This window comes from Colwellia sp. MB02u-10, from assembly GCF_014077185.1.
Classification (GTDB): Bacteria; Pseudomonadota; Gammaproteobacteria; order Enterobacterales; family Alteromonadaceae; genus Cognaticolwellia.
Genome location: NZ_JACGVK010000132.1, coordinates 282,907 through 306,805 on the forward strand (window position 1 = coordinate 282,907; position 23,899 = coordinate 306,805).

A 23,899-nucleotide genomic window follows, 5' to 3' on the forward strand; every position below is an offset into this window, starting at 1 on the left:
TTTTGGTTAAAATTGTGCTGAATATCATCATTTTTTCACAAAGAATCAATGACTATATCAAGTTTACAGTTGCCAATAACTTTATTAAATTTAACGTCAGCTTATAAGTGTGATACGGAAGGTTTAATTTTATGACTCTAAATTCCGCTTAGCGCACGGAGGAGTCTTTACAAAAAAATAAGTAGTAGTGCTTGAATTAGTTTAAAACCAACCCTCAACCTTCTTAAGGGTTAGCTACATTAATAAATGGCTTCAATAATTAGATCTTCCTCTAATGTCCCCACATCATTATTATAAATATTATATAAGGCATTCCAAAAATTATTATCTATCGGAGGCCCTATACCGAAGCCTTCGAAGTGAGGATACATTCCGAGTACATGACCAAATTCATGTATCGCAATATTTGTATCGGCAATGCATGTGTTTGAAGTTAAATGCAAATAAAACTTACCACTGATTTCACCGCGCTCATCATAAAAATTGGTTGCCATTGATGTATTATTCAAGTGGGAAGATACATGTCCACATGCTGGACCACTGGGGCTGAACGCAGTCCCATAACTAACTATAATTCCACGGGTAATATCCTGGTCAGGAGTATCTTGTATACTAGTTCGATCAAAAATAACTAGTGCTAACTCTTCTTCAATTCGATTCATTGCAGAGTTAGCAATATCAACATTGTTGACTTTTACTGGAATTAATCCTGTATTATTATAATCCCAGCGTTTTATTTGACCATCTGCAAGGATCTCTTGATATCGTTGCCCAGAATTATCCGTGTTTGAAGAATTCCAAGGCGAGACAGATGAATTTAGATTTGTTCTTGCTATATTTTCTATAATACCTTCATACCCGACTACGTCATTGTCGTCACCTTCAGTACAGGCAACGAGAGTACAAGAAAGTACAAGTAAAATTAATTTATTCATTGATTGCCACATTTAATTAATAATATAAGGTACGGTTTATTATAAAAATAAGATCATATATATGATATTAGTTACCGGTATTCTTCTCTACTGTTAAAATATCTTCAATAAGTGTCGATTTGCGTAGATATCGATAATAAGGTTACATGCTCGACATTTTAGTTATTATCATTAACGTTTTTTAAATATTATATAAGTTAAATTATGACACCACTCGTATTTCACCCTATTTATAGCCAACTTGAATTACCCATTAGACATCGATTCCCAATAGAAAAATATGTTGGAATACGAAATGCACTTGCCTCCAATGGAGTGCCTAAAAATTGGTTTAAACAACCAGCACCGGTTAATGTGGATAATTTAAAAACCGTTTATGATCCCACCTATATACATCAGTTGGTTAATAATCAATTAGAGATTAAAGCGATGCGAAGAATAGGTTTTCCTTGGTCTCAACAATTGATTGAACGAACACTAACCGCTGTTGGTGGAACTATAATGACTGCACAATTAGCCTTACAATACGGAAAAGCTATAAATTTAACAGGTGGTTATCATCATGCTTTTGCTAACTTTGGCTCCGGGTTTTGCATGATTAACGATTTATACTTAGCCGCATTAGTGATGTTACAAAATGATAATATCAACAAGGTACTTATATTTGACACTGATGTACATCAAGGTGACGGAACAGCCAAGTTAGCGTCAAATAATCAAAATGTTTTTACGGTTTCAATTCATGGTGAAAAAAATTTCCCACACCGTAAACAAGTTTCAAATTTAGATTTTGCATTGCCGAAAGGAACAACAGATGGGCTTTATTTGGAGACAGTAAATAATGCTTTGAATAAAGCCTTTACTAACTTTACGCCTGATGCAGTAATTTACGATGCGGGAGTAGATATTCATTGCAATGACGATCTTGGTCATCTTGATATTTCTACTCAAGGTGTTTTAGCTCGTGACAAACTAGTTTTTGATTACTGTAATTCTAAAGGTATACCAATCGCTGCAGTCATTGGTGGGGGTTACCAAAGAGATATTGAAGCGTTAGTTAATGTACATCTACAACTTTTTGTTGCTGCAGGTGTTATTACATAGAGTATTCGACTATATGAAGACTTAGATTATGCCCGAATGGCAACAACAGATACAATAAATGACTAGTTCGAAAATAAGATGAGAGCTAAAAGCTTTAATAAAAAATAGATTAATGTTATTCAATAAATTAGAACAACAGCAAGGTTGAAAGACCATATTGGTGGTTTTGTTCTCGTTCAGACTTAACGGTATATTGGCAAAAAATCATCCTCAATATACACCTGTTCTCATCTATAGCTAAACGTTAGGTGTCGGGAAACTGCTAGCGTAATATGGTTATTCAGCCATGTCCGCTGTAGATCAAAAAATACAACTATTTTCAGTTTAAATTCTCAAATGCTAACGTCTTCAAAGTTGGCTTAGCTCACTGTCAGGAACAAGATAGATTGAACATTATAAACAGCTTAAATATCTATTAATGCTAGCGTCCGCTATCGTATCTAAGTGATCGTTAGCAAAGTGTAAAATTTACACTTTGCTATGTATCTTAAGTCGCAAAAGTTAGCGCTCTGAGATGAAACGCCACAGTCGGCTTTGAGCTTCAAGCGTACGTTAGGATTAACGAGTAGCTAACTTCCGCTCTACACTAAGGGGACATTAGCACCAACAAATATTAGTGCTAAAAACTAAACTGATTGGGGATTTGGTTTAACCGTCACTATTGCCACAAAACGATCCTTATTTTCATGTCAATCATCACCAATATTATGTCTACTATCATTACAGATAGCTGACATTAGCAGCGTTTTTCTATGGCGCTGTCGCCCCCAAAGCACCTTAGAAACTTATAAAAACTTGACCCGTCCCTGTTACTCCTTACAAAAAATAAATTGCTTAATTTAGCTATTTTAGCTTGAAAAAAAACCAAATTAAAAAGTGTTTTCATGCTCAAAAAACAGCCATTAAAACAAAATTTGATCCTGCTATTGTTAAGGTTATACAGATTAATTGGCTCTTGCTTTTAAGTGCTTTATTTAAATCTGATAATGAAACCGTAATTTACGGAAGAAAAAGTTGCTACTTGCCCTAATAGATATTTTGTGCGTATTAGTTTATCCCACCCACAGGCTGAAATTTGTAGGCTTATAAGTCGCTCTGGGCTATCGACCTTCGTCTTAGCATGCTAGTGACCTTCGTTTTAGCATGCTAGAATCGTGTTAGCGAGTTTAATTAGTTTTCTTTTTAGGTAAACGTAGCCTCACATTAGGGAAATAATAATGTCAAATCAACCATACCTGCAAGACTCATATTTCGACAATATGCCACAAGAAATTTCGTTAAAAAGGTGGCAAAGCACGGTTAACGTTGTCTCTGAAATTTTTGATGTGCCCGGAGCTTGGATTATGCAAGCTAATATTAAAGGGGTCGAAGTGCTTGTTGCTAATGAGTCTATACAGGATGATTTTCCAGCCGGTATCGCATTCGATTTCAATGTGAATGTTTATTGCAAAACCGTTATCCAAAACAAAAAAACACTTTATGTTAAGAATGCTGAAAAGGAAGGTATTTGGAATAATAACCCCGAATATACAGATGCTGGTTTTAAATCCTATTTAGGTGTCCCCTTGCAATGGCCCAATGGTGATATGTTTGGCACGCTTTGCGTCTTAGACACAAATGAAACCAATTACCCTGCAAGCTTTATTAGGCTTTTATGGCAATTGAAAGAGTTGATTGATGGAGATCTTAGAAATTTATTATTAATTAAAAAGCTTAAGAAACAAAGTGTGACCGATGAGCTCTCTGAGATTAACAATAGATTTGGTTTTATCGAAAATGCACGGCAGTTAATCAGCTTAGCTAAGCGTTCACGGATGTCACTGTCATTAATGTATTTTGATATTAATGGCTTGAAAATAATGAATGACTCTTATGGACATAAAATGGGGGATTTTATCATCAAAACTTTTGCTGAGGCACTTTCAAAATCTATTCGCAAGGAGGATATCATTGCGCGATTAGGAGGAGATGAATTTTGTTTTTTAGGGCTTCATCAGTTTGATGATAAAGGGGAGACGGTAAAATTAAGAGTAACTCAATTATTTGCAGAGTTAACAAAATTTGATGAGCGAATTAAAGGCGTCTCTTTTAGTGTCGGTTGTAAGTCATATGACCCTGTTAATGGGTTTGATATTGATAAGATGCTATCAGAAACAGATTGTTTAATGTATGCAAACAAGAAAAGCATAAAAGAGGCACAAAAGCTAAAAAAGAGTGATTAAGTTTTCTGGGCAGCCTGTTTTGGCGACAGTCATTAAATACATGCATGAGCCGTTAGCTAATCACCCAATAAATTAGTTATTTTGGGTTACCCATTCAATCGCTTTTGGCATATCAGTGAGATCTGGAATAATGGGGCCAGGTCTTTAATTTTGAGATAGTAGGCTTTGAAGTGATAAGACAGCTAAAGATTTAGTCTATTTGGTGTAATATTTTCTAGCTCACTTTGTGCCCCATTGTGACATTGTGAGATAGGAATATTTAATTTATGTCCGCTATATGATTGGAAAGTTCACGTTCAATATTCCGACTGGACTTATTCCGCTTTGCGCACTTTCTTAACAAAAAATAATAGGAAGACTCTTTTTATTAATTCGGATAACTATAAGGTCAGCAGCATAGCCTTTAGCTGATTGTAAAAAATTCTGAGACTTGAAAAATTTAACCTGTATGTTGCATTCACCGATTAAACTCAAGGTAATAACTTGTCATAGACATTACCTAAATTTCACCACATTATCAGTCACAGTTTGTTTTATCCGTTTAATACTGAATATTGAACTCTCGCCATTATGAATATAAATAATACCTTCGCCTTCAAACGGTGTTGGAAATTCTATCTTACCTCTGCCACTAACAGGTCTTGCATCATCAGTGCCTTCCCACGAAAACTCTAGTTCTGGCATTCGGGTATTAACAACAACATCTAAATGACCTTTTACAGCACAAAAAATAAATTTCCCTTGGTCATTTTCATCAAAGTAAAAATAACCTTCTTCAATTAAATCAACACTATCTTGTGCCCAAACTTCCATTTCAGTTATACGCCACTTGCCAACAAATTCATTCATTTTTACACCTCAAACGCATTTTATAATCGGTATTAAATTCTTAATATCCGATACTTGCCCAATATAAATGTCTTACTCTCTAAATGTATCATCCAAACCTAACAAGCTGTTGTGTGATAATGCATTGAGTGTATGTCCCTTTTATCACTATGACCTTGCTCAAATTTAGCTATTATGGGATCAATATTGGATATTTCTAACTAGTTTAACATGTCATCTTTGATTTGTGAGAACTACAAATAGATTGAGTCAGTGTCTAGTGTTCTTGAGCCAATAACAAGTTGCTTTAACCTCAATACAATAAGTAAAATTCGCGCTAAAATAACCACAGCAACACTTAATTTCTGAGTCGGTAAGCAAAGCCTTACTTCTTTGCACCAAGACGCTTTAGCGCTTTAACTCTCACATAAAAAGTATTTTTTCTAAGCTATAAATACTTAACACCTGTACCTGTCGGTATACTAATAATTTGAGAAGAGTTTTACGCATAGAAGAAGGAGTACAGAAATCGGTGCTGTGTGACTAACCGTATATCGTTTTTTGAATGTCGGAATTGATATAAGAGGATTTTAGAAAACCGCTTGAACTATTAACAACAGATCAAGCGGTGTCTAAAATTGGTGAGATGACGCATAAGCCGGGTTTTGTATCTCTTCCAAGGAAGAGTGACAATCATTCGTCTAGGCTATAAATCGCTCTATAGCTCAAGCAACCTACCCGGTTTCCACGCGAACCACGCTTATACTATGAAAACTTGCGTTAACATAGTCATGAAACCCTATTTGGTCTTGCTCCGGGTGGAGTTTACCCTGCAATTACTGTTACCAGCAATCCGGTGCGCTCTTACCGCACCCTTTCAGCCTTACCTGTGAAACTTTCGAAAAAGTAACCATCGGCGGTCTTCTCTCTGCTGCACTTGTCGTGGGCTCGCGCCCCCCAGGCGTTACCTGGCACCCTGTTCATTGGAGCCCGGACTTTCCTCCCCTCTATCTGTTTACCGCTTATTAAAAATAAACGATACAACGATAAAGCAGCGATTGTCTCGTCAACTCAGGGCGCATTCTACCCGATATATTCACTTAGGTCTAAATTAAATATCGCGGGTATAGATCTGCTGTTATAGTAAGCTAAAAATGACTTAGGCTTTATTTATGATCGAACTTTGGCATTGCCACAATACTCGCTCACTTCGTGTTTTGTGGGCTTTAAAAGAAATGCAGCTTGAATACACCTTGCACACCTTGCCATTCCCACCACGTTTTTTAGACAAAGCTTATTTACAGACCAATCCTTTAGGCACAGTACCGTTTCTTAAAGATGGCGCTACCACGCTAACCGAATCAAGTGCTATCTTGTTATACTTAGTAGAGCGTTACTCGCAAACTCAGTTGAGTTTACCCGCAACACACCCAGAATACGGTGCCTACCTAAATTGGCTCTTTAGCAGTGATGCTACGCTGACATTTCCACAAACCTTAGTCTTGCGATACAGCCAATTTGAAAAGCCTGAACGTCAACAGCCACAAGTAGTTAAAGATTATGCCATTTGGTATTTAGCGCGCTTAAAGCGCTTAAATATCCATTTAGAAAACCATCACTATTTGGTCGACAATCGCTTTACCATTGCCGACATTAGTGTCGGTTATGCGCTTTATTTAGGTGAACTACTCGGGCTAGCCAAACACTATCAGCCACAAACTCAAGCTTACTTACAAAGGCTTAAAAGCAGAGAGGGCTTTATAGCGGTAAAAGATATCGGTGAAAAAAACAGTCATTACAGCATAAAGCCAATAGACATCACCTAAGCCGCTACTCTTTCATTGCTAAAGCATATTCATACAGCGCGTTTTTCTTCACCCCATGAATTTCTGCCGCAATAGCACAAGCTCTTTTTGGCTTCATTTCTGACAGCAGTAACTTCAGTGTTGCCACCACATGGGCAGGAATATCATTGGGATCAATTTTTTTCCCTTCGATAATGAGCACCATTTCACCTTTAAGTTGATTAGGATCTGCTTGTAAAAAGCTTAATAGATTTTCGGCCGTGTCTGAATGAATGGTTTCAAAGGTTTTGGTTAATTCTCGCGCCATTACCACGTAGCGTTCACCGCCAAGGGTTTTAACGATATCTTCAACGGTATCAATAGCGCGGCGCGGCGCATCATAAAACACCATGGTACGTGCTTCGTTGGCCAATGCGTTTAATGTCGATTGTCGCGCACCTGTTTTTGAGGGTAAAAAACCTTCAAAGGTAAATCTGTCGGTGGGTAAGCCCGCGACAGACAGCGCCGCGATGGCGGCACAAGCGCCTGGAATCGGCGAAACCTGAAGCCCTTGCTGGCGGCAATGGCGTACCAAATGAAATCCCGGGTCACTGATCAACGGCGTGCCCGCGTCTGACACTAAGGCTATGCTTTTGCCTTCTTTTAACAAGACGGCAATTTGTTCTTGGCGTTGACGCTCGTTATGATCATGCATCGACATCGTTTTATTTTTAATCGCATAAGCGGATAACAAACGTTGGGTATGCCGAGTATCTTCACAGGCAATAATATCTACCTGTTCGAGTATATCCCGCGCCCGTTGACTAAGATCCCCTAGATTGCCGATAGGTGTGGCAACTATATATAAGGTGCTGGGCTGAATTTGAGAATCCGACATAATAAAATACTTGTGTTGAGACTGAAGAGGATGAAGTTTATTATAAAGCACTATTAAAAAGTATGGATTTATTAACTTTGACACTCACTAAATGGTTTTCATCTTATAAAAGTGCTCTTTGTGCGTTGGCAACAGTGGCTATTTTGGCCAGTTGTTCAACAACTAAGCCAAGTCAACCAACAAAGTCAGCTGAAAAACAAGCTGAAGTTATGCCAGCGCTTGATACAAATTTAACCACTGAGCAACAGCTTGCACAAGCGGCATCACAAATATCAGCCAACCAACAGGATGAAGCCCTTAGTTCGTTATTAAACGCCAGTGAGTTATATCTAGCAGAAGCTAAACCCCATAAAGCGCTTTGGTTAGCTAAGCAACTTAATGGCTTAGCGCCATCAACAACAGAGCAATATCGCCTAGCTATCATTGAGGCTAAAAGTTTATTAGCCTTGGCAAGATTACCTGATGCTTATCTCGCACTGGAAAATGCAAATAATATTAAAGAAAAAGCGCAACTGACTCATCGCCTTGATTATTTTCAAACATTAACCAAAGTGCAAACACAAAGAAAACTGCCCATTGCCGCACTAGATGCAAACTTAAGAGCCTTTGCTAAAAGCTCACCGGCAACTGAATACGATATTGACATTATTTGGCAACAACTTTGTCAGTTATCACCTTGGCAGCACCAGCAGCTAATTAAAATGTCACCGCCAAACTTTAAAGGTTGGAGCAAATTGCTTGCTTTTGCCAATCAATTTGGTGATGACGACGCAAGGTTTAAACGCTATTTACGCCAATGGCAACGAGAGTTTAGCAGCCACCCTGCGCAATATATTGTCGCAAGGTTACGACAGCAACCACCAACATTAACTAACGAATATCAAAACATTGCCATCATTATCCCGCTTTCAGGTAAACAAGAACGCGCCGGCAAAGTAGCACAACAAGGTATACTAGCCGCTTACAATATTAATAGCGCTAAAACCTTACACTTTATTGATTCAACAACCTTAGATATGACGACCTTAAATGCCAAGCTAACCGAACTAAAGATCGACTATGTTATAGGCCCGCTACTAAAAGAAAATGTTAACCTCTATTTAGCCCAAACCGAGATAACAACACCGACGTTATTACTTAATTTACCATCGGCTATTACCTTATTACCTCATCAAGTTGCTCTATCAATGCGACCAGAAGAAGAAGCGATACAAGCAGCAACTACGCTCAGTCGTCAACATTATCAATACCCTATAATATTAAGCCATCAAGACAGTGCCAGTCGTCGCATCGCGCAGACCTTCAGCCAACAATGGCAACATATCACGGGTAAAACACCAGAAATTGTATTTTTTAATAGTGATGCTAAAATGCAAAATCAACTTAAGGCCAGCCTTGGCGTTGATCTAAGCCAGCAACGCACAAAAGAGCTAAATCGCTATATAAAATATTCCATTAAAAGTGAATTACGTAACCGTCGAGATATTGATATGATTTACGTCGTGGGTTTGCCGCTAGAAACCAAGCTGTTAAAGCCTTATATTGACGTTAATATTAGCCCTTTTGCTGATATAATTCCGGTCTATGCTAGCTCGCGCAGTCACAGCTCTAAAATAGACAAAAGTGATAATCGTGATTTGTCTGGTCTAATATTTACTGAAATGCCTTGGCAGTTAAAAAGTACACAACAAAACCAAGTCTTAGCCGCACAAGCAAAAAAACTTTGGCCTAATCGCAGTGACAGCTTACAAAGCATTTTTGCCATGGGCTTTGACAGTTTGGCGTTGGTAGACAAAGTTTCTGCCATGCACAATAAAACTTATGTCCGCCATTATGGTCAAACAGGTATATTACAATTGGGCGTTGATAATATTTTGACGCGCAGCCTAATTTGGGGCAAATACAGTCGCAGCAAGGTACAAGAAATTGCTATGGACCAATAAAACAAACACAGTAACCACAGGTAAGCATAGTGAGCAATTAGCCGCCCACTATTTACGCCAACAGGGGCTAGTATTACAGACCTGTAATTTTCAAAATCGTCGTGGTGAAATTGATTTAATCATGACCGAAAATGACGTTTGGGTGTTTGTAGAAGTGAAATATCGCAAGAATAATCACTTTGGTGGTGCTATTGCCGCTGTTTCTGTTAAAAAACAGCAAAAAATTAAACAATGTGCGGCATTTTACCTGCAACAGGCCGGATTAAATGAATATAATACCCCTTGCCGATTCGATGTTATTGCGATGCAAGGCGATATTAATAACCCAGCAATTACTTGGCTTAAAAATGCCTTTTAATTAATGCCTTTTAAGCAATGAAACAACGGAGCTAAATCCACCATGTTAGAACGGATAAAAAGTAATTTTACTGAAAGCATACAAACAAAAATTGCCGCCAGCGAATTATTAGCAGGGCCAATTGAGCAAGCTGGCATGACAATGGTACAAAGTCTATTAGCCGGTAATAAAATATTAGCCTGTGGTAATGGTGGCTCAGCCGCTGATGCCCAGCATTTCGCCGCCGAGCTATTAAATCGTTATGAAACTGAACGTCCACCCTTGCCAGCCCTTGCTCTGACAACCGACAGTTCAACTATTACCTCTATTGGTAATGACTATCACTTTGATGAGATTTATTCTAAGCAAGTACGCGCATTAGGTAACAATGGTGATGTCTTGCTCGCTATTTCTACCAGTGGCAACTCTCGCAACGTGATCAAAGCGATCGAAATTGCCGTTTCTCGTGATATGCCAATTATTGCCTTAATCGGTGGTGACGGCGGTGATATAGCTGGCCTACTAGGCGAAAATGATGTTGAAATTCGAGTGCCGTCAAGTCGCACAGCACGAATTCAAGAAGTCCACTTAGTGGTTATTCATTGCTTATGTGACATCATAGATACTACATTATTTCCGCAATCTGAGGCTTAGTATGTCAATAAAATCAATTGTAAGCATAATCACCCTTGCTGTGTTACTGCAAGGCTGTGTTGCTGTCGCGGTTGTTGGCGTTGTTGGTGGTGCGAGTATGGCAACTGATAATCGTTCTTTGGGTAATCAAATAGACGACCAAAAAATTGAACTGGATGCGTATGCAAAACTCACACAAATAGACGCGTTAAGTGACAACGCCAACCTACACGTGGTGAGTGTTAATGGCAGTGTGCTAATTATTGGACAAGCGCCTAATAGCTATTTGCGCGATCAAGCTATAAAAGCCCTTAATGGGGTGAACGGTGTTAAGCAACTACATAACCAAATTCGTATTAGCAACACGACATCTTTTATCACAAAAACTAGTGATGTTTGGCTAACATCAAAAGTAAAAGCCTCTTTACTTGGTGCTGAAAAACTAGACGCCACCAATATTAAAGTAATAACAGAAAATGGCGAAGTGTTTTTAATGGGCTTGGTTACTAAGGCACAAGCGACTATGGCGGTAGATATTGCGCGCAATGCGGGTGGCGTTAACCGAGTATTTAAAATATTTGAATACCTAGATTAGCGCTTGAAAGAGCGTCTAAAACACTAATATACCGCAAGACAGTATGTCTGAGAAGCCTGAGAATCGTCACTCTTTCACATCCATGTGATCGTGACATACCGTTCTTCCTGAACATAGTCACTCTTTCACGTCCATGTGACCGTGACATACCGTTCTTCCCTAAACATAAAAAAGCAAACCGAATGGTTTGCTTTTTACGTTAAGTTTTTCTTTGTTTATCGCTTACGAAAAATATTCACCCTTAATTCTTAATTCTTAATTCTTAATTAGGGTTAGCCAATATTTGAAGCTTGATCATTAGTCATTAATAACTCACCTTGTAGCCATTGAAATGCCTGTTGCCTCTCAAGTTCTAAGCCAGAAAAAATACAACTATTCCACTGTTCGTATACCTGTAATAAATTGATTTCTTCAACAATAACTTGGCTGTTATCTGAATAGTAAACAAAAGCAATGGCTTTTAAGTCCTCATAAAACCCTAGGCATAATCGCGCTTCATCACTATAACTATATTCATTAACTCTGTTGATAAGCATGCCAAAGTTACCAAAGATATGCGCTTTAAAAAAAACATCACACTCTTCAATCATCTCAAGTGACAATTCAATACCTTCATCGATAATAACTTCAACAATATTTTCAGTAAGCAATGTGAAGTAACCAAAGCTTAATCTATGCTTCATTCTGCTCCTTTTACCTAGATACTTTTAACTACTTCCAGCTATTTTTTAGCTCTGTTTTTACTGTAGCTTGGTTGCTTAAGTGGCGTTAATTTACGGCCGCTTTTATACACGACCTATTAACCATAGTGCTGAAAATAAGGTTATTCAAACAACAAAATAGCGAAAATAACCCGCTAAAAGCTTAGCAGTTGAATTCACTATAAAACTAAGCGCCAAATAATTTTTCTAGCCAAGATTTCTGCTTAATATTTTTAGGATCTGCTTCGCATTTTTTGTCATAAATCAGGCCAGTGGTAACAGCAGGCAGTAATTGCGAATTATCACAAGTTTGGCTAACCGCCCGACCACTTTTATTATCAAAGCGTACTAATTCAACACTTGCTGGTACTTTAGGCTGACGACTAACCGCCCCTGTTTTCTGCATAAACTCAGCAAATAGTACCAGTGCACCACTACTACCAGTTAATTTAGTTGGCTTGTTATCGTCTCGACCTACCCAAGTGGTGACTAAAATTTCATTGTCATAACCGACAAACCAACTGTCTCTTAGATCATTGGTTGTGCCTGTTTTACCCGCTATTTTTTTATCTTTAAGCCGCCACGTTAATGAACTCGCCGTGCCTGACGTTGTCACTTTATTTAAGGCAAAGTTGAGTAAATAAGCCGCTTGCGTTGAAATAATCGCCTGTTCTAAAGCTTGAAACTCCCATAAGGTTTCACCACGGGCGCTGACTATCCGCTCTATTGCATGTGACGTTTCACCAACACCATCATTAGCAATAGGTATATAGAGTTGGTTTATTTGCATTGGTGACATATTTAATGCCCCAAGCAGCATTGACGGACGAGTAACAATATCATCCTGATAACCCAGTAGATGAATGGCTTGAGCAACATTGTCCAAACCCAACGCCATGCCTAAATTCACCGTGGGGACATTAAGGCTTGATACTAAGGCATCAATTAAATGCACTTGGCCTCGATACTGACCATCGTAATTTTTCGGCCGCCATGCTTGGCCGTTTTCCGTTGACAAGGTAATCGCTTTATCGGTAATTAAAGTAGCTAAATTAAAGCGTTGATAACGCTCTAACGCCGCAATGTATATCGCAGGTTTAATTAAAGAACCAATAGGTCGCTTAGCATGTAGCGCACGATTAAAACCTGCGTAGCCCGCTTCTTTCCCACCAACTAACGCACGAACTGCACCAGTTTTAAAATCAGACACCACCATCGCTACTTGTAGTTCAGCGCCCGACCCTTGCTCTAAATTCGGTAAGGTTTGATCAATACTGGCTTGTAATGCCAGTTGTTGATTAATGGCAAAACCGGTAAACACTCTAACGCCAGATTGCTGCTCATATTGGGATAAATGCCGCGCTAATTCGGCTTTGACTAATTGCAGATAGGCGGGGAATTTTTGCTGTTTTACCCGACGTTTTTTTCTGATTGATAGCGGCGACTCGACCGCACGCTCAAACTCGTGTTGGGCAATAATTTCTTGTTGATACATTAGCCTTAAGACTAGATCGCGACGCTTGATAGTGCGCGCTGGAAAACGCCAAGGATCATAGTAACTAGGCCCCTTGACTTGGCCAATAATCATCGCCATTTGTTCTAAGTTAAGTGATTGAATTGACTTGCCAAAGTAAAACTCAGCCGCGAGGCCAAAGCCATAAATGCCATTAGCGTAATGCTGGCCTAAATAGACTTCGTTAATATAGGCTTCTAATAATTGATCTTTGCTATAGCGATACTCTAATATCAGCGCCATAATGGCTTCATTCGCTTTTCGCCATAAGGTTTTATCGCGCGTTAAAAACATGTTTTTAACCAGTTGCTGCGTTAAGGTACTGCCACCTTGCACCGTTCGCCCTGCCTTAATGTTTTGGTAGAGTGCGCGTAAAATACCTAAGGGGGAAACGCCATGATGAAAATAAAAATCACGATCCTCGATTAATAATAAGGTGTCTAATAATATTGTTGGCACCGCTTGCAAGGACACCAAAACTCGGTCTTCTTTGCTTTCAGGCAAAATTCTATCCAATAAAAGTGGCTCTAATCTCAGTTGCGAAACCCTTTTATCGTTAAGGTATAAATTTTGCACATGACCGTTAGCCAAATCTATGGTCATTTTTGTTGCCAGCTCCATACCAACGCCAAAATCAAAAGCGCGACGATAAATAATGGCGCGAGTTTTTGATAAGGCAAACTCGCCAGGGCGTCTAACATCAAAAACTTTTTTATAACGATTAGCGATTAACGACTGCTTTAAGTTAGTCAGGGTTAACTCACTACCTACCTGATAACTTTCTATCGCACCATAAACCTGAACAGGCACCTGCCAACGCTGACCTTCAAACTTATCGCGCACTTTACCATCAAGATAAATACTATAGATAAATAGCACAAAGACGGCGATAACAGCTATTTTCACTATCAGCCAAAATGACCAACGAATAACACTTTTTAAGCGGTTATTGCTCATATCCTCTGGTTTTTTTGCGCTGTTAGCTTGGTCATCTTTTGATTTATTGCTCGCTGTTTGTGCAGTTTTTTTGACTGTCATAGGTAATTAAAAAGCCTCAGGATATGCGATTAAGCTCTTATAATAATCTAGCTAAGACGAGATCCCAAACGATAATTTTTATCGTTTTAAAATAGTGCTTAACTCACAAGCATAACGGCGAAATTAACGATATAATTCTGCTTTTATCTAACTACCAATGGCTAAAGGTTAACTATGTCTGCATTTAACATGCTCGTTGTGCTGGGTTCAACGGCGTCGGGGAAAACCAAACTGGCAGTAGAGCTAGCAAGAACGCTAAATGGTGAAATAATTTCCGCCGACTCTCGACAGGTTTATCGCGGTTTAGATATTGGCAGCGGTAAAGACCTTGATGAATACCAAGAAATTAACCATCACTTAATTGATATTGTTGACCCTGGTTACGAATATAATATTTTTGATTTTCAACAAGATGTTATTAATGCCCATCAGCAAATAAACTTAAAAAATAAGCTGACTATTTTAGCTGGCGGTTCAGCGCTTTATGTTGACTCAATCTTAAAAGGCTATCGCTTAATTGCCGTACCTGAAAATAAAGCCCTGAGGTCAACATTAGCTAGGCTAAGTCATGAGCAACTAATTCAAAAGTTAATACAGCTTAAACCTAATGTGCATAACACCACAGATCTTATCGAACGTGAACGACTGGTACGAGCCATTGAAATAGCCGAAGGCGAGCTAGCAGCACAAGATGAAATTAATGACTTCCCCGCACTCAAGCCACTTATATTTGCCATAAAATGGCCCAGAGAGGTTATTCGACAACGTATAACCCTGCGTTTAAAGCAACGCATGGCACAAGGCCTTATTGAAGAAGTAGCACAGTTACATGCCCAAGGGGTTAGTTGGCAAACCTTATATTTTTACGGCTTAGAATATCGTTTTATTGCCCAACATTTACAGGGGCAATTAAGCGAGAATGACTGTTTTCAAAAGTTGAACTCAGCTATTCATCAATTTTCTAAAAAACAAGACACTTGGCTGCGACGGTTAGAACGAAATGGCACTAAAATACATTGGCTAGACGGAGATAAAGATACGCTTGTACAAGCCATGGCAGTGATAGCAGGCTTAAATAGCACAAATACTGCAAATACTACAAATGAGTGCAAAACATAGCACAATAAAATTTAGCCGTTTTCGACTAAAAATGGTCTTTGTAAGCTTAGCTATTAACTGAGAAGAAAGTGAGCCGAGTAACCTGTGCTAATAAAGATGATAATACAGATGGGCTTAGCCTGCGCTGCTCATAAAACTTAGAGCAGCGTTAGCTTTACAGTAGGTAGAAAAACAGTGTTTGGTTAACCGCAACACTTTTTATATTTTTTGCCACTACCACATAAACAAGGATCATTACGATTGGGCGTTTTATCAAACCTAGTGGTGCTTGGTTTGTTCAGTATCGCGCTCAGTTCAATAATATCTTCATCAGCGGTGCTATCTACCGTGATATTAGCAAACAGTTCATTATCGGCAACTAATATGGCGACCTCTAATTTCTTTTCTTCACTTGTTACCACTAGCGTTAACGGGTGTTTTTCTGTGCCAAGCTTAACAGCACGCTTAGTGTTATAACCTGTTTTTACATGGTTTACTCTGGTATGGATACGCCCTTTGTAATACAGATCGTGCATGATGAACTCCGCTAAATGAAAAACTAAAAATTAAATACTAGGTTTGAGCGCGGCAGTATAACGTAAAACGTAAAATAGTCGACTGTTGAATGCAGGAACTTAAGCCTTGCCTAGCTTTTAGCGAAAGGTGGGGTGAGATTAATTTTTTTGCTCATCAGTCACCGGGGTAAATACCCTTGATTAGAAAATTAAGCCCATAGCGAGTTATTGGCCTAATTTCATAGATATAAAAAAGGGCTATCCACTTAGTCCGACCAACCACCACATGTTGTGGTTCCTTTCTTTTGTCATTTAGGTCTTGTTGGTGCGCAAACCGGAAGTTAGCAACTCGGTAATCCTAACGACCGCTTCAAGCTCATTGCGGACGTTGCCGTTTATATATTTAAAGACAATTTAGACAATTTAGACAACGAAAGCCAAATACTTAAGATGAATATAGCCATAGTTTCTTGTTATATTGCTACTTTGCCAATTCAATATTTTCTTTGGCATAAATCATACCTTGCATAGTAGTAATAGGCATCTTACCTGGACTACACCACATATCAATTCTTCCAATATTATTCTCAGCCGTATACGACTCATCTAATTCTTGGATTACTTGTTTACACGCAACCTCTTTAATATTTCGGCAATGATCTGCAATTAAGTTTGTAATGTTATAAACGAATTTATACATATCAAACCCCAATTCATAAACATTACCGTCAAGCTTCAAACTAGGTTTGTTACAGCACATTTCCATATTAGGTAGAATGTCATTAAGGTATCTAAAACACTCAGTGATGCTTGTTAACTCTTTTGAAACAAACTCCATTTTACGTTTATAGTCTTTTCGCCCTTCAACGACATTATTATCAATAAAGGACTTCACACTTTTAGAGAATGTTTCTAGTGGAATAATGACGTGTTGTGTATGGCTCATGATTACATTTTCTTCAACTGTTGCTATTAGACGGATTTCGTCCACATCACCAACATGATGAAAGTAATTTCTAATGAGCCTCAGAATCTTAAACTCTGGATAATTCTTAATATTGCAATCAAATAAATCTTTCAATTTATCCGCAACTGAGTGAAGGTTGTTTAAATATGAATAAAGAGTATTTATATCCCTATCTTCAGTGTTGCGAAAATCTAGGAGTTCTTTTTGACTATGAAAATATCGATCTATAAATGTATGGTACTGCATAAAACTCCAATTCAATATAACGCCCGCTTAAGCGGACGGAAATAGTTGGCTAAAATTTGTTAAGAACGAACAATAGCCAATTGTTGACGTTCCGTTTAAATTTCTTGTTATGAAGCACTTATCAGTGGATTTAGATTTGACCATTTCACTTCATTCTTGAATTCATTAAATAACAAAGGCGACAAAATAAGGTTATATGTAAGCGAATGATTAGATATAGGTAAAATGTTTATATTACGTAAACTACCAAATAAAGAATCAGTTTCTTCATCGTTATAAAACAATATTGATTTTTGATCACCTTGTGAATTTTGAAGCTCTTCAAAATCAAATGTATCTACATTTGGAACAATGTAAATACGAAGCTTGCCACTTGTATTGTCAAATTCGCCATTGTCACGAAAAATAGAGTCGGAGAAGCCATAACTAATTGTCCAATATATCGGAGTTTCTAGGGAGTCAAGTAGTACGCCAGAACGAACTTCTCCACTTGAACAAATAGATTTCTCTGATTCAATGAAATTATGACACTGAAGTAAACGAGTTATTAACCTTATATATACAGACTCATTTAACTTGGAAATGCTGCTACGTAAAGGATCAGAGTTAATAGCTAATGCTCTTCCTTTATATGTAGCTATATCTGTTCTTATTGAAGGAGTTAATTCTCTTTGATTAACAAAGAATACCTCGTTAATAATGTTTTCTTTGCTTATCTTAATGTTTACTTGTTCTTTAGTGGATTCATATTGAATTTTTTCACAATCAATATAATAAAACTCACGATCTTTTTCACTATAAACAACCAAGTAAACAGGTTCTCCAAAAGAGTTCCAATAGTTAATATGTTCAATACTAATATTAACCGCATTGATGAAATCAGTAGTGTCATTCTTATCAGATGTTTTTCTACCTGATTGTATTCCTTTAAATTGGAACCATATTTTTCTCTGTCCTATCGGACCACGTGTTTCATCTGTATATAAAACTAAGCCTTTATCAATACCAATAAAGTCTTTAGGAATATCTAATTCAAGACCATAGTTTTTAGTAAATCTAAAATTAAATTCGTGAATGTAATCAGATTCGAAAAGGACACTACCCGACATTGGTAAACTCATAAACTTCCTATGCTTCATAATAGTATATTATTTATCCGAGCTATTTTGAGTGACTGTCCCTTTAAACTTCTCTAAACACCTAAAATCGTTAATGTTTCTTTTAAGTATTCCTTATATTGACCTTCATATGGAGATAGAAAAGCTCTCTCTTTGCTATTTCCACCAAGACAAATAAGATTTGCTTCACCATTCAAATGATTCTGGTTATAAACATCTACAGGTATATAATTTTTTTTAGAATCTGCTATTGAAAATATAATTTGTGTATCATTAGGCTTATTTTTATATATAAAATCAAGAATATTCCCTTTATTATCTTCGTCTAAATCACCTTCAAATATTGCATCTAACATAAATGGAAAACGATGCACATATGGCGTATTTTTAATTATCTTATTAAAAGAAAAACTATATGAAAGCAGGGTTTTCAACAATTCTACACCCTGTTTAGGAAATGCAGGTATCTCATAAAGTAAGTAAAATTTATTATTTTCAAATTTCTTTACACCTAAATCTGAAAGTGATTTTTCAAAGATCTCTTTAAACATATAGCTATATTTAACCCTATCTTTTCTAACTTGCTCATCAGTTTTAAATTCGCTCAACTGCCCTATTATATCGTTCAATTTAAGCGTGTTTTCTCCTAATTTAATCAATAATTTTTCAGATAGCTGAACATTTACTTTATTTTCGATCCAAGAATTATAGGTTAAATTATCTACATTATATTTAGTTAATTCATCATACTCTTTAGCTACAATTTTTCTTTTGTTAGATATGTTTCTTATAAGTGAATTAATAGTACCTTTGATTTCTTTAAGCTTATCTATTTCTTTTTTGATCTCTTGTAACTGTGCAGTAGTATCATTGATATCTTGCAAATGACTATAAATCTTTACTAAATCCGAAGGCATATTTTGCTTACAAGCAGGACATTCACCTTCTACTGGTTTTTGCTTGTTCAATGCTCTTTTTATTCGATTTAATATCAATTTTCTTTGTTCTAAAAATGCTAGTTTATTACAACTATCCAAATATTTTTTCTCAAGCTCTATAAGCTCCCCCTTATTGATTTTATAAGGTTCAATATACTCAATAGACTTAACAACAAACACTTCATCTTTCATTTTAGAAAGTTTAAGTTCATCTTTTTTTTCTTCAATATTACTTAAAAACTTATTTTCATTCTCTAAATCTGACTTTTCTTTTTCTAAACGTTTCTTTTCATCACGATCAAAATCATTAGATATACCTAAATAATAATCAAAAAAATCAAACTTAAAGTTTTTAACAAAATCCAATCCTCTAAATGACTTATGCTTATACACCCAACCAACATCTTGAGCTATATAGTAAGGTAAGAACATTGCCTCAATTGATGCAGGACTATATTTACCTGATGATTCGAGATATAGATCAAACCCAAACATATTACCTAAAAATTCTTTTAGTTTTATATGTTCGACTGAACGATCACCACTAATTCCTGTGAATTTTATAGGTGGGCTATCCTGTCGTTTTATAACCAGAAAATCTTCATCTCTGAGGATAGATATTTTTTCATTCGTTTCTTTTTTTAAGATAAAATCTAATCTAAAAATTACACGATCATTAAGTAATTCACTTAACTTTAATTTTTCGTCATTTATACCGAATGTATAAAGCATTGCCTGTAATAAAGTGCTCTTTCCAGAAGTGTTTTTACCGTGAACTATATTCATACCTTTACTAAAAGACGTATTAAAGTATTTATTGGAGTTTTCGGAAAATGCGAAGAAATTTTCATACTCTATAATTGCTTTCAATTTTTAACTTCCGTTTTGTATATAGTTTCAAAATAGGCCGCATAAAGAACTGCTTTCAAATTCATAACTTCAAAAGTGGTATTATTCGTATTATTAAAAAGAACAAATAATTCAGAGATACATTCTTCTTCATCACAACCTTGACAAGATAAATAGTTTTCTTTAACAAAGGTTATTATTCTTTGATGTTCAGCTTCTTGATTACTTTTAAAAAAATCAAAGGCTGAATAAAACATCAGCTCAAAGTTTTCCTTTTCAAAAGGTCTAATTTGAAGCTTTCGAGATATATTTCTTTCTTCTTTGCGCCAATAATCAAAAGCTTTTGATTTAGTAGTAATAATATCCAAAGCATTTTCAACCTCATCACTTTCAACACGTTTACTTTTGTCATTTAAACGAGCTATATTTTTTTGATTGTAAGTTAGACCTATTTTATTAAATAACGAAAACAAGGTTTCAATCGCTGCTTTCTTATCATTAATCTTATTTCCAAAAATTGATGATAATTTTCCCTCTAATTGATTTTCTTGCTCTTTACTTGTTTTCGTCATATCCACGAACAAAAATTTCAAATTTTCCAGTTCTTGTTCTAACTCTTTAGGCAAAGAATCACCGTATTTATATTTTTTTATTATAGAGTCTTTGATTGCCGATTGAATATGAATATTTAGAGAAGGGAAAGATGAAATTAAGTTTTGGTCATTTATTATTTCTGAAAAGGGTATTGGCTTAAGAGGTTTTTTTTGTGCAACACTCTTTGTAAAATGCATAATTGCATTAGAAGAAAAGTGTAATGCGTGTTGATAATTTTTCGCTTTTGGGTAAGGATCACTTATTAATTTCCCACCTGTTTCAAGTATCTTCGCAACTACTACTGCAAGGTCTTGGTTAACAGTCCAATTTCCCGTAGATTTTTTTTTAGATTGGTAAGTATCTATATGAGTAGATTCACCAATATCATTTATAAAACAAAAAATAATATCTTCTAAATGCTCTAATGACAGAAAATATTTATTACCCTTAAACTTATCGTTAAAGTTATCCAAAATTATAAATAAAGCCATATTGCGCTGTAAGTCAAAACCTTGTTGCGCTCCAACTCCTGCATTTACTGTTTTATCTACCAACCCTAGCATCCCTACTTTATGAAATTTTTATCCAAAATTTTTATCCAGACAGGCATGATAACTAACTTTTAAAGTGACTACTAACGATCATTATTTCAATGGCGTAAATGTACCAGAATATAAAAAGATAAATATGCATTGAATGTAACTGTTTTAAAGGTATTTGTTACTAAGGAGTTTTAGTAAACTCGTAGGAATGGTTCATTCGAATATATATGGCAAACAATTTGAGGCTAATGTCGGCAAGGCACAAAGTTAACATTAATTGTTTGATACCCAACGACCGCTTTGGTGGCCAAGCGGACTATTGGTTGTGGTGAATTCAATGCAAAATTAGGTCGCAATGTGGCATAAGTGATCGAAGAGGTTAAATCTAGTAAACACAACATGTAGTGGTCGGTTGGGCTAAGTGGATAGCCCTTATATAAAAACATGTCCATTGGCTGCACAGCAACTTATATTACAAAGTGTCACACAGCGTGATTAATTAGCCTCACCATTGGCTTTATCAAACTGTAATTCACAAAGCCTTTGATATAGTGTCGAGCTTTTTAATAACGACTTATGATCGCCTTGATCAACAATTTTGCCTTGGTCCATCACCACGATTAAATCTGCATGAATCACAGTAGCTAATCGGTGCGCGATAATTAATGTTGTTCTATTGGTCATTAATTCATCTAATGCGGCTTGTACATGGTATTCACTTTCTGCATCTAAAGCGCTGGTTGCTTCGTCAAGCAGTAATACCTCAGGGTCTTTTAAAATGGCTCGGGCTAAAGCTATACGCTGTTTTTGCCCACCCGATAATCGCACCCCTTGTTCACCTAAAAAGCTCGCGTAACCTTGGGGTAATTGTTCAATAAACTCATGGGCATGGGCTTTTTTCGCCGCGCTAATCACCTCTTCATCACTCGCTTGTGGCTTACCATAACGTATGTTGTGCCAGACATCAGAGCTAAACAGTATCGGATGCTGCGGCACCATACCCATAGCTTGACGCAAATCAGTTAATTTTAACTCAGTGATGTCGATATCATTAAAACGAATACTGCCTTTTTGAGGGTCATAAAAACGTTGTAGCAATTCAAATAACGTTGTTTTACCTGCACCCGATGGACCCACTAATGCCACAATTTTTCCCGTCGGTATGGCTAAATTAATCTGATGAAGTGCCGCACTGTCTGGCCGTGATGGATAACAAAAATCAACCTCTTTAAAGCTGATCACCGACTGGGCATGGTTATTCATCACTTGTGGAGAAACTAACTCTTTAATATCACTTTCAACCTCAAGTAATGCTAACAGCCGAGTTGCTGAGCCTGCTGCTCGTTGTAATTCACCGTATACCTCAGCAATAGTGGCGACAGACATAGCAACAATGATGGCGTAAAAAATAAAGGCGCCTAATTCGCCAGCACTCATCTGCCCTTTTAGCACGTCCATACCGCCCACCCACAACATGGCGCTAATCGCCCCAAAGGTAAGAAAAATAACAATAGCGATCAAGTATGAACGTTGCTTTACCCGCTGTTTGGCGACAGAAAATGCCTTCTCTACTTCATGGGCAAAAGCATCTTGTTCTTTTACTTCATGGGTATAACTTTGCACAACTTTTATATTTTGAATGATTTCGCCGGCATAAGTACCGACATCAGCAATAGCATCTTGTGAACTTTCTGCTAATTTCCTGACTTTACGACCATAAATCATCATAGGTATTAAAATAATGGGTACTGAAAAAACCACAAAAAGGGTTAATTTAAAATTAGTCACCATTAACATCACCAAGCCACCAATCAGTAATAATATACTGCGCAGTGCCATTGAAAAAGACGAACCAATAATAGACTGTAATAAGGCGGTGTCAGTGGTTAAGCGCGACATTAACTCACCACTGCGGTTTTCTTCAAAATAGCTAGGATGCAAAGTAACAATGCGATTAAACACCGCTTTGCGCATATCGGCGCTGACCCGTTCACCTAACCAAGACATTAAATAAAAGCGACTAAAAGTACCAACGGCCAGCAAACTAATTAAGCCGATTAAAGCTAAAATAGCCGATTGTAATTGTTCAACTGAACCGGCAATAAAACCGCTATCAATAACAAACTTTACCCCTTGTCCTAAAGACAAGTTAACCGCTGCAGTGACTAATAAAGCCAATAAGGCCATGGCTAACATTAGCTTATATGGTTTTATAAAGGCGAAAATAGGTAACAGACTGCTGAATGCTTTAGGCTTTTTTTTTGCCGAGCTATGATCTGAAATAGGCTGATTAATGGTTTGGCTGTTGTCGCTCACAGTGGCTTTCCAGTAGGTTAATCTTATACTAAAGATGGTTATAAAAATGCCTATTTCAAGTAGACACGCGATAATAAAGCGGCTTAAAAACGCTTAGTGAAAATACAGTCATGACTTATTTAGTTAACCTAGCGCTAACGCATTAGCACCTTGAAATCTCAACAATTATTATTTGATATAGATGC

Annotated in this window: 19 protein-coding genes and 1 other RNA gene; 8 read left to right on the forward strand and 12 right to left on the reverse strand. The window is 37.0% G+C overall.

Going from position 1 to position 23,899, the window contains the following annotated elements; genetic code table 11:
• Nucleotides 1–239: 239 nt before the first annotated feature.
• Complete coding sequence (locus H4J59_RS14595) at nt 240–935, reverse strand: hypothetical protein (protein WP_182240528.1); 696 nt, start codon at nt 933–935, stop codon at nt 240–242.
• Nucleotides 936–1,139: 204 nt separating this feature from the next.
• Here H4J59_RS14595 and H4J59_RS14600 point away from each other — a divergent pair, with 204 nt between their 5' ends.
• Nucleotides 1,140–2,039 (forward strand): histone deacetylase, encoded by a 900-nt coding sequence (locus H4J59_RS14600; RefSeq protein WP_182240530.1) that lies wholly within the window; start codon nt 1,140–1,142, stop codon nt 2,037–2,039.
• 1,217 nt (nt 2,040–3,256) lie between these two features.
• Complete coding sequence (locus H4J59_RS14605) at nt 3,257–4,261, forward strand: sensor domain-containing diguanylate cyclase (protein WP_182240532.1); 1,005 nt, start codon at nt 3,257–3,259, stop codon at nt 4,259–4,261.
• Between the two features lie 495 nt (nt 4,262–4,756).
• Here the strand turns inward: H4J59_RS14605 and H4J59_RS14610 are convergent, their stop codons facing one another.
• Both H4J59_RS14610 and rnpB read right to left on the reverse strand, forming a co-directional pair.
• Nucleotides 4,757–5,110: a hypothetical protein gene (locus H4J59_RS14610; RefSeq protein ID WP_182240534.1), complete on the reverse strand. Its 354-nt coding sequence runs from the start codon at nt 5,108–5,110 to the stop codon at nt 4,757–4,759.
• Nucleotides 5,111–5,727: 617 nt separating this feature from the next.
• Nucleotides 5,728–6,163, reverse strand: an RNA gene (gene rnpB / locus H4J59_RS14615) — RNase P RNA component class A.
• Nucleotides 6,164–6,261: 98 nt separating this feature from the next.
• On the opposite strand from rnpB, the gene H4J59_RS14620 reads away from it, so the two are divergent.
• Nucleotides 6,262–6,915, forward strand: a complete 654-nt coding sequence (locus H4J59_RS14620) for a glutathione S-transferase family protein (RefSeq protein WP_220469832.1) — start codon at nt 6,262–6,264, stop codon at nt 6,913–6,915.
• A 4-nt stretch (nt 6,916–6,919) separates the two neighbouring features.
• Here H4J59_RS14620 and rsmI read toward each other — a convergent pair whose 3' ends face one another.
• Complete coding sequence (gene rsmI, locus H4J59_RS14625; RefSeq protein WP_182240536.1) at nt 6,920–7,771, reverse strand: 16S rRNA (cytidine(1402)-2'-O)-methyltransferase; 852 nt, start codon at nt 7,769–7,771, stop codon at nt 6,920–6,922.
• Between the two features lie 77 nt (nt 7,772–7,848).
• Between rsmI and H4J59_RS14630 the strand changes: the two genes are divergently transcribed.
• The 4 genes from H4J59_RS14630 to H4J59_RS14645 are packed head-to-tail and all read left to right on the forward strand — an operon-like array spanning nt 7,849 to nt 11,279.
• Nucleotides 7,849–9,714, forward strand: coding sequence for a penicillin-binding protein activator (locus H4J59_RS14630; RefSeq protein ID WP_182240538.1), 1,866 nt, complete (start codon nt 7,849–7,851; stop codon nt 9,712–9,714).
• Complete coding sequence (locus H4J59_RS14635) at nt 9,698–10,072, forward strand: YraN family protein (RefSeq protein WP_182240540.1); 375 nt, start codon at nt 9,698–9,700, stop codon at nt 10,070–10,072. The genes H4J59_RS14630 and H4J59_RS14635 overlap by 17 nt, the downstream gene beginning before the upstream one ends.
• Before the next feature lie 42 nt (nt 10,073–10,114).
• Nucleotides 10,115–10,705 (forward strand): phosphoheptose isomerase, encoded by a 591-nt coding sequence (locus H4J59_RS14640; RefSeq protein ID WP_182240542.1) that lies wholly within the window; start codon nt 10,115–10,117, stop codon nt 10,703–10,705.
• 1 nt (nt 10,706) lies between these two features.
• Complete coding sequence (locus tag H4J59_RS14645) at nt 10,707–11,279, forward strand: BON domain-containing protein (protein ID WP_182240544.1); 573 nt, start codon at nt 10,707–10,709, stop codon at nt 11,277–11,279.
• A 272-nt stretch (nt 11,280–11,551) separates the two neighbouring features.
• Here H4J59_RS14645 and H4J59_RS14650 read toward each other — a convergent pair whose 3' ends face one another.
• Together H4J59_RS14650 and mrcB are read right to left on the reverse strand one after the other, a co-directional pair.
• Nucleotides 11,552–11,962: a hypothetical protein gene (locus H4J59_RS14650; RefSeq protein WP_182240546.1), complete on the reverse strand. Its 411-nt coding sequence runs from the start codon at nt 11,960–11,962 to the stop codon at nt 11,552–11,554.
• Between the two features lie 205 nt (nt 11,963–12,167).
• On the reverse strand, nt 12,168–14,531 hold the full coding sequence (gene mrcB / locus H4J59_RS14655) for a penicillin-binding protein 1B (RefSeq protein WP_182240548.1): 2,364 nt from the start codon (nt 14,529–14,531) through the stop codon (nt 12,168–12,170).
• A gap of 174 nt (nt 14,532–14,705) precedes the next feature.
• Here mrcB and miaA point away from each other — a divergent pair, with 174 nt between their 5' ends.
• The gene (gene miaA / locus H4J59_RS14660; protein ID WP_182240550.1) at nt 14,706–15,650 is read left to right on the forward strand and encodes a tRNA (adenosine(37)-N6)-dimethylallyltransferase MiaA; all 945 of its coding nucleotides are present in this window, start codon (nt 14,706–14,708) and stop codon (nt 15,648–15,650) included.
• 182 nt (nt 15,651–15,832) lie between these two features.
• Here miaA and H4J59_RS14665 read toward each other — a convergent pair whose 3' ends face one another.
• From H4J59_RS14665 to H4J59_RS14690, 6 genes are all read right to left on the reverse strand, one after another.
• Nucleotides 15,833–16,165 (reverse strand): PBPRA1643 family SWIM/SEC-C metal-binding motif protein, encoded by a 333-nt coding sequence (locus tag H4J59_RS14665; protein ID WP_182138169.1) that lies wholly within the window; start codon nt 16,163–16,165, stop codon nt 15,833–15,835.
• A 460-nt stretch (nt 16,166–16,625) separates the two neighbouring features.
• A complete protein-coding gene (locus H4J59_RS14670; RefSeq protein ID WP_182240552.1) occupies nt 16,626–17,357 on the reverse strand; it encodes a hypothetical protein in 732 nt (243 codons plus the stop codon).
• 107 nt (nt 17,358–17,464) lie between these two features.
• Nucleotides 17,465–18,478: a DUF4365 domain-containing protein gene (locus H4J59_RS14675; protein ID WP_182240554.1), complete on the reverse strand. Its 1,014-nt coding sequence runs from the start codon at nt 18,476–18,478 to the stop codon at nt 17,465–17,467.
• A 71-nt stretch (nt 18,479–18,549) separates the two neighbouring features.
• Nucleotides 18,550–20,283: a hypothetical protein gene (locus H4J59_RS14680; protein ID WP_182240556.1), complete on the reverse strand. Its 1,734-nt coding sequence runs from the start codon at nt 20,281–20,283 to the stop codon at nt 18,550–18,552.
• Nucleotides 20,280–21,410, reverse strand: coding sequence for a hypothetical protein (locus tag H4J59_RS14685; protein ID WP_182240558.1), 1,131 nt, complete (start codon nt 21,408–21,410; stop codon nt 20,280–20,282). The genes H4J59_RS14680 and H4J59_RS14685 overlap by 4 nt, the downstream gene beginning before the upstream one ends.
• Nucleotides 21,411–21,893: 483 nt before the next feature.
• A complete protein-coding gene (locus H4J59_RS14690) occupies nt 21,894–23,681 on the reverse strand; it encodes an ABC transporter transmembrane domain-containing protein (protein ID WP_182240681.1) in 1,788 nt (595 codons plus the stop codon).
• Nucleotides 23,682–23,899: the final 218 nt, after the last annotated feature.

Coding starts and splice junctions, on each gene's coding strand:
- H4J59_RS14595 (WP_182240528.1), bottom strand. CDS start 935: ATGAATAAATTAATTTTACTTGTACTTTCTTGTACTCTCGTTGCCTGT.
- H4J59_RS14600 (WP_182240530.1), top strand. CDS start 1,140: ATGACACCACTCGTATTTCACCCTATTTATAGCCAACTTGAATTACCC.
- H4J59_RS14605 (WP_182240532.1), top strand. CDS start 3,257: ATGTCAAATCAACCATACCTGCAAGACTCATATTTCGACAATATGCCA.
- H4J59_RS14610 (WP_182240534.1), bottom strand. CDS start 5,110: ATGAATGAATTTGTTGGCAAGTGGCGTATAACTGAAATGGAAGTTTGG.
- H4J59_RS14620 (WP_220469832.1), top strand. CDS start 6,262: ATGATCGAACTTTGGCATTGCCACAATACTCGCTCACTTCGTGTTTTG.
- rsmI (WP_182240536.1), bottom strand. CDS start 7,771: ATGTCGGATTCTCAAATTCAGCCCAGCACCTTATATATAGTTGCCACA.
- H4J59_RS14640 (WP_182240542.1), top strand. CDS start 10,115: ATGTTAGAACGGATAAAAAGTAATTTTACTGAAAGCATACAAACAAAA.
- H4J59_RS14645 (WP_182240544.1), top strand. CDS start 10,707: ATGTCAATAAAATCAATTGTAAGCATAATCACCCTTGCTGTGTTACTG.
- H4J59_RS14650 (WP_182240546.1), bottom strand. CDS start 11,962: ATGAAGCATAGATTAAGCTTTGGTTACTTCACATTGCTTACTGAAAAT.
- mrcB (WP_182240548.1), bottom strand. CDS start 14,531: ATGACAGTCAAAAAAACTGCACAAACAGCGAGCAATAAATCAAAAGAT.
- miaA (WP_182240550.1), top strand. CDS start 14,706: ATGTCTGCATTTAACATGCTCGTTGTGCTGGGTTCAACGGCGTCGGGG.
- H4J59_RS14665 (WP_182138169.1), bottom strand. CDS start 16,165: ATGCACGATCTGTATTACAAAGGGCGTATCCATACCAGAGTAAACCAT.
- H4J59_RS14670 (WP_182240552.1), bottom strand. CDS start 17,357: ATGCAGTACCATACATTTATAGATCGATATTTTCATAGTCAAAAAGAA.
- H4J59_RS14675 (WP_182240554.1), bottom strand. CDS start 18,478: ATGAGTTTACCAATGTCGGGTAGTGTCCTTTTCGAATCTGATTACATT.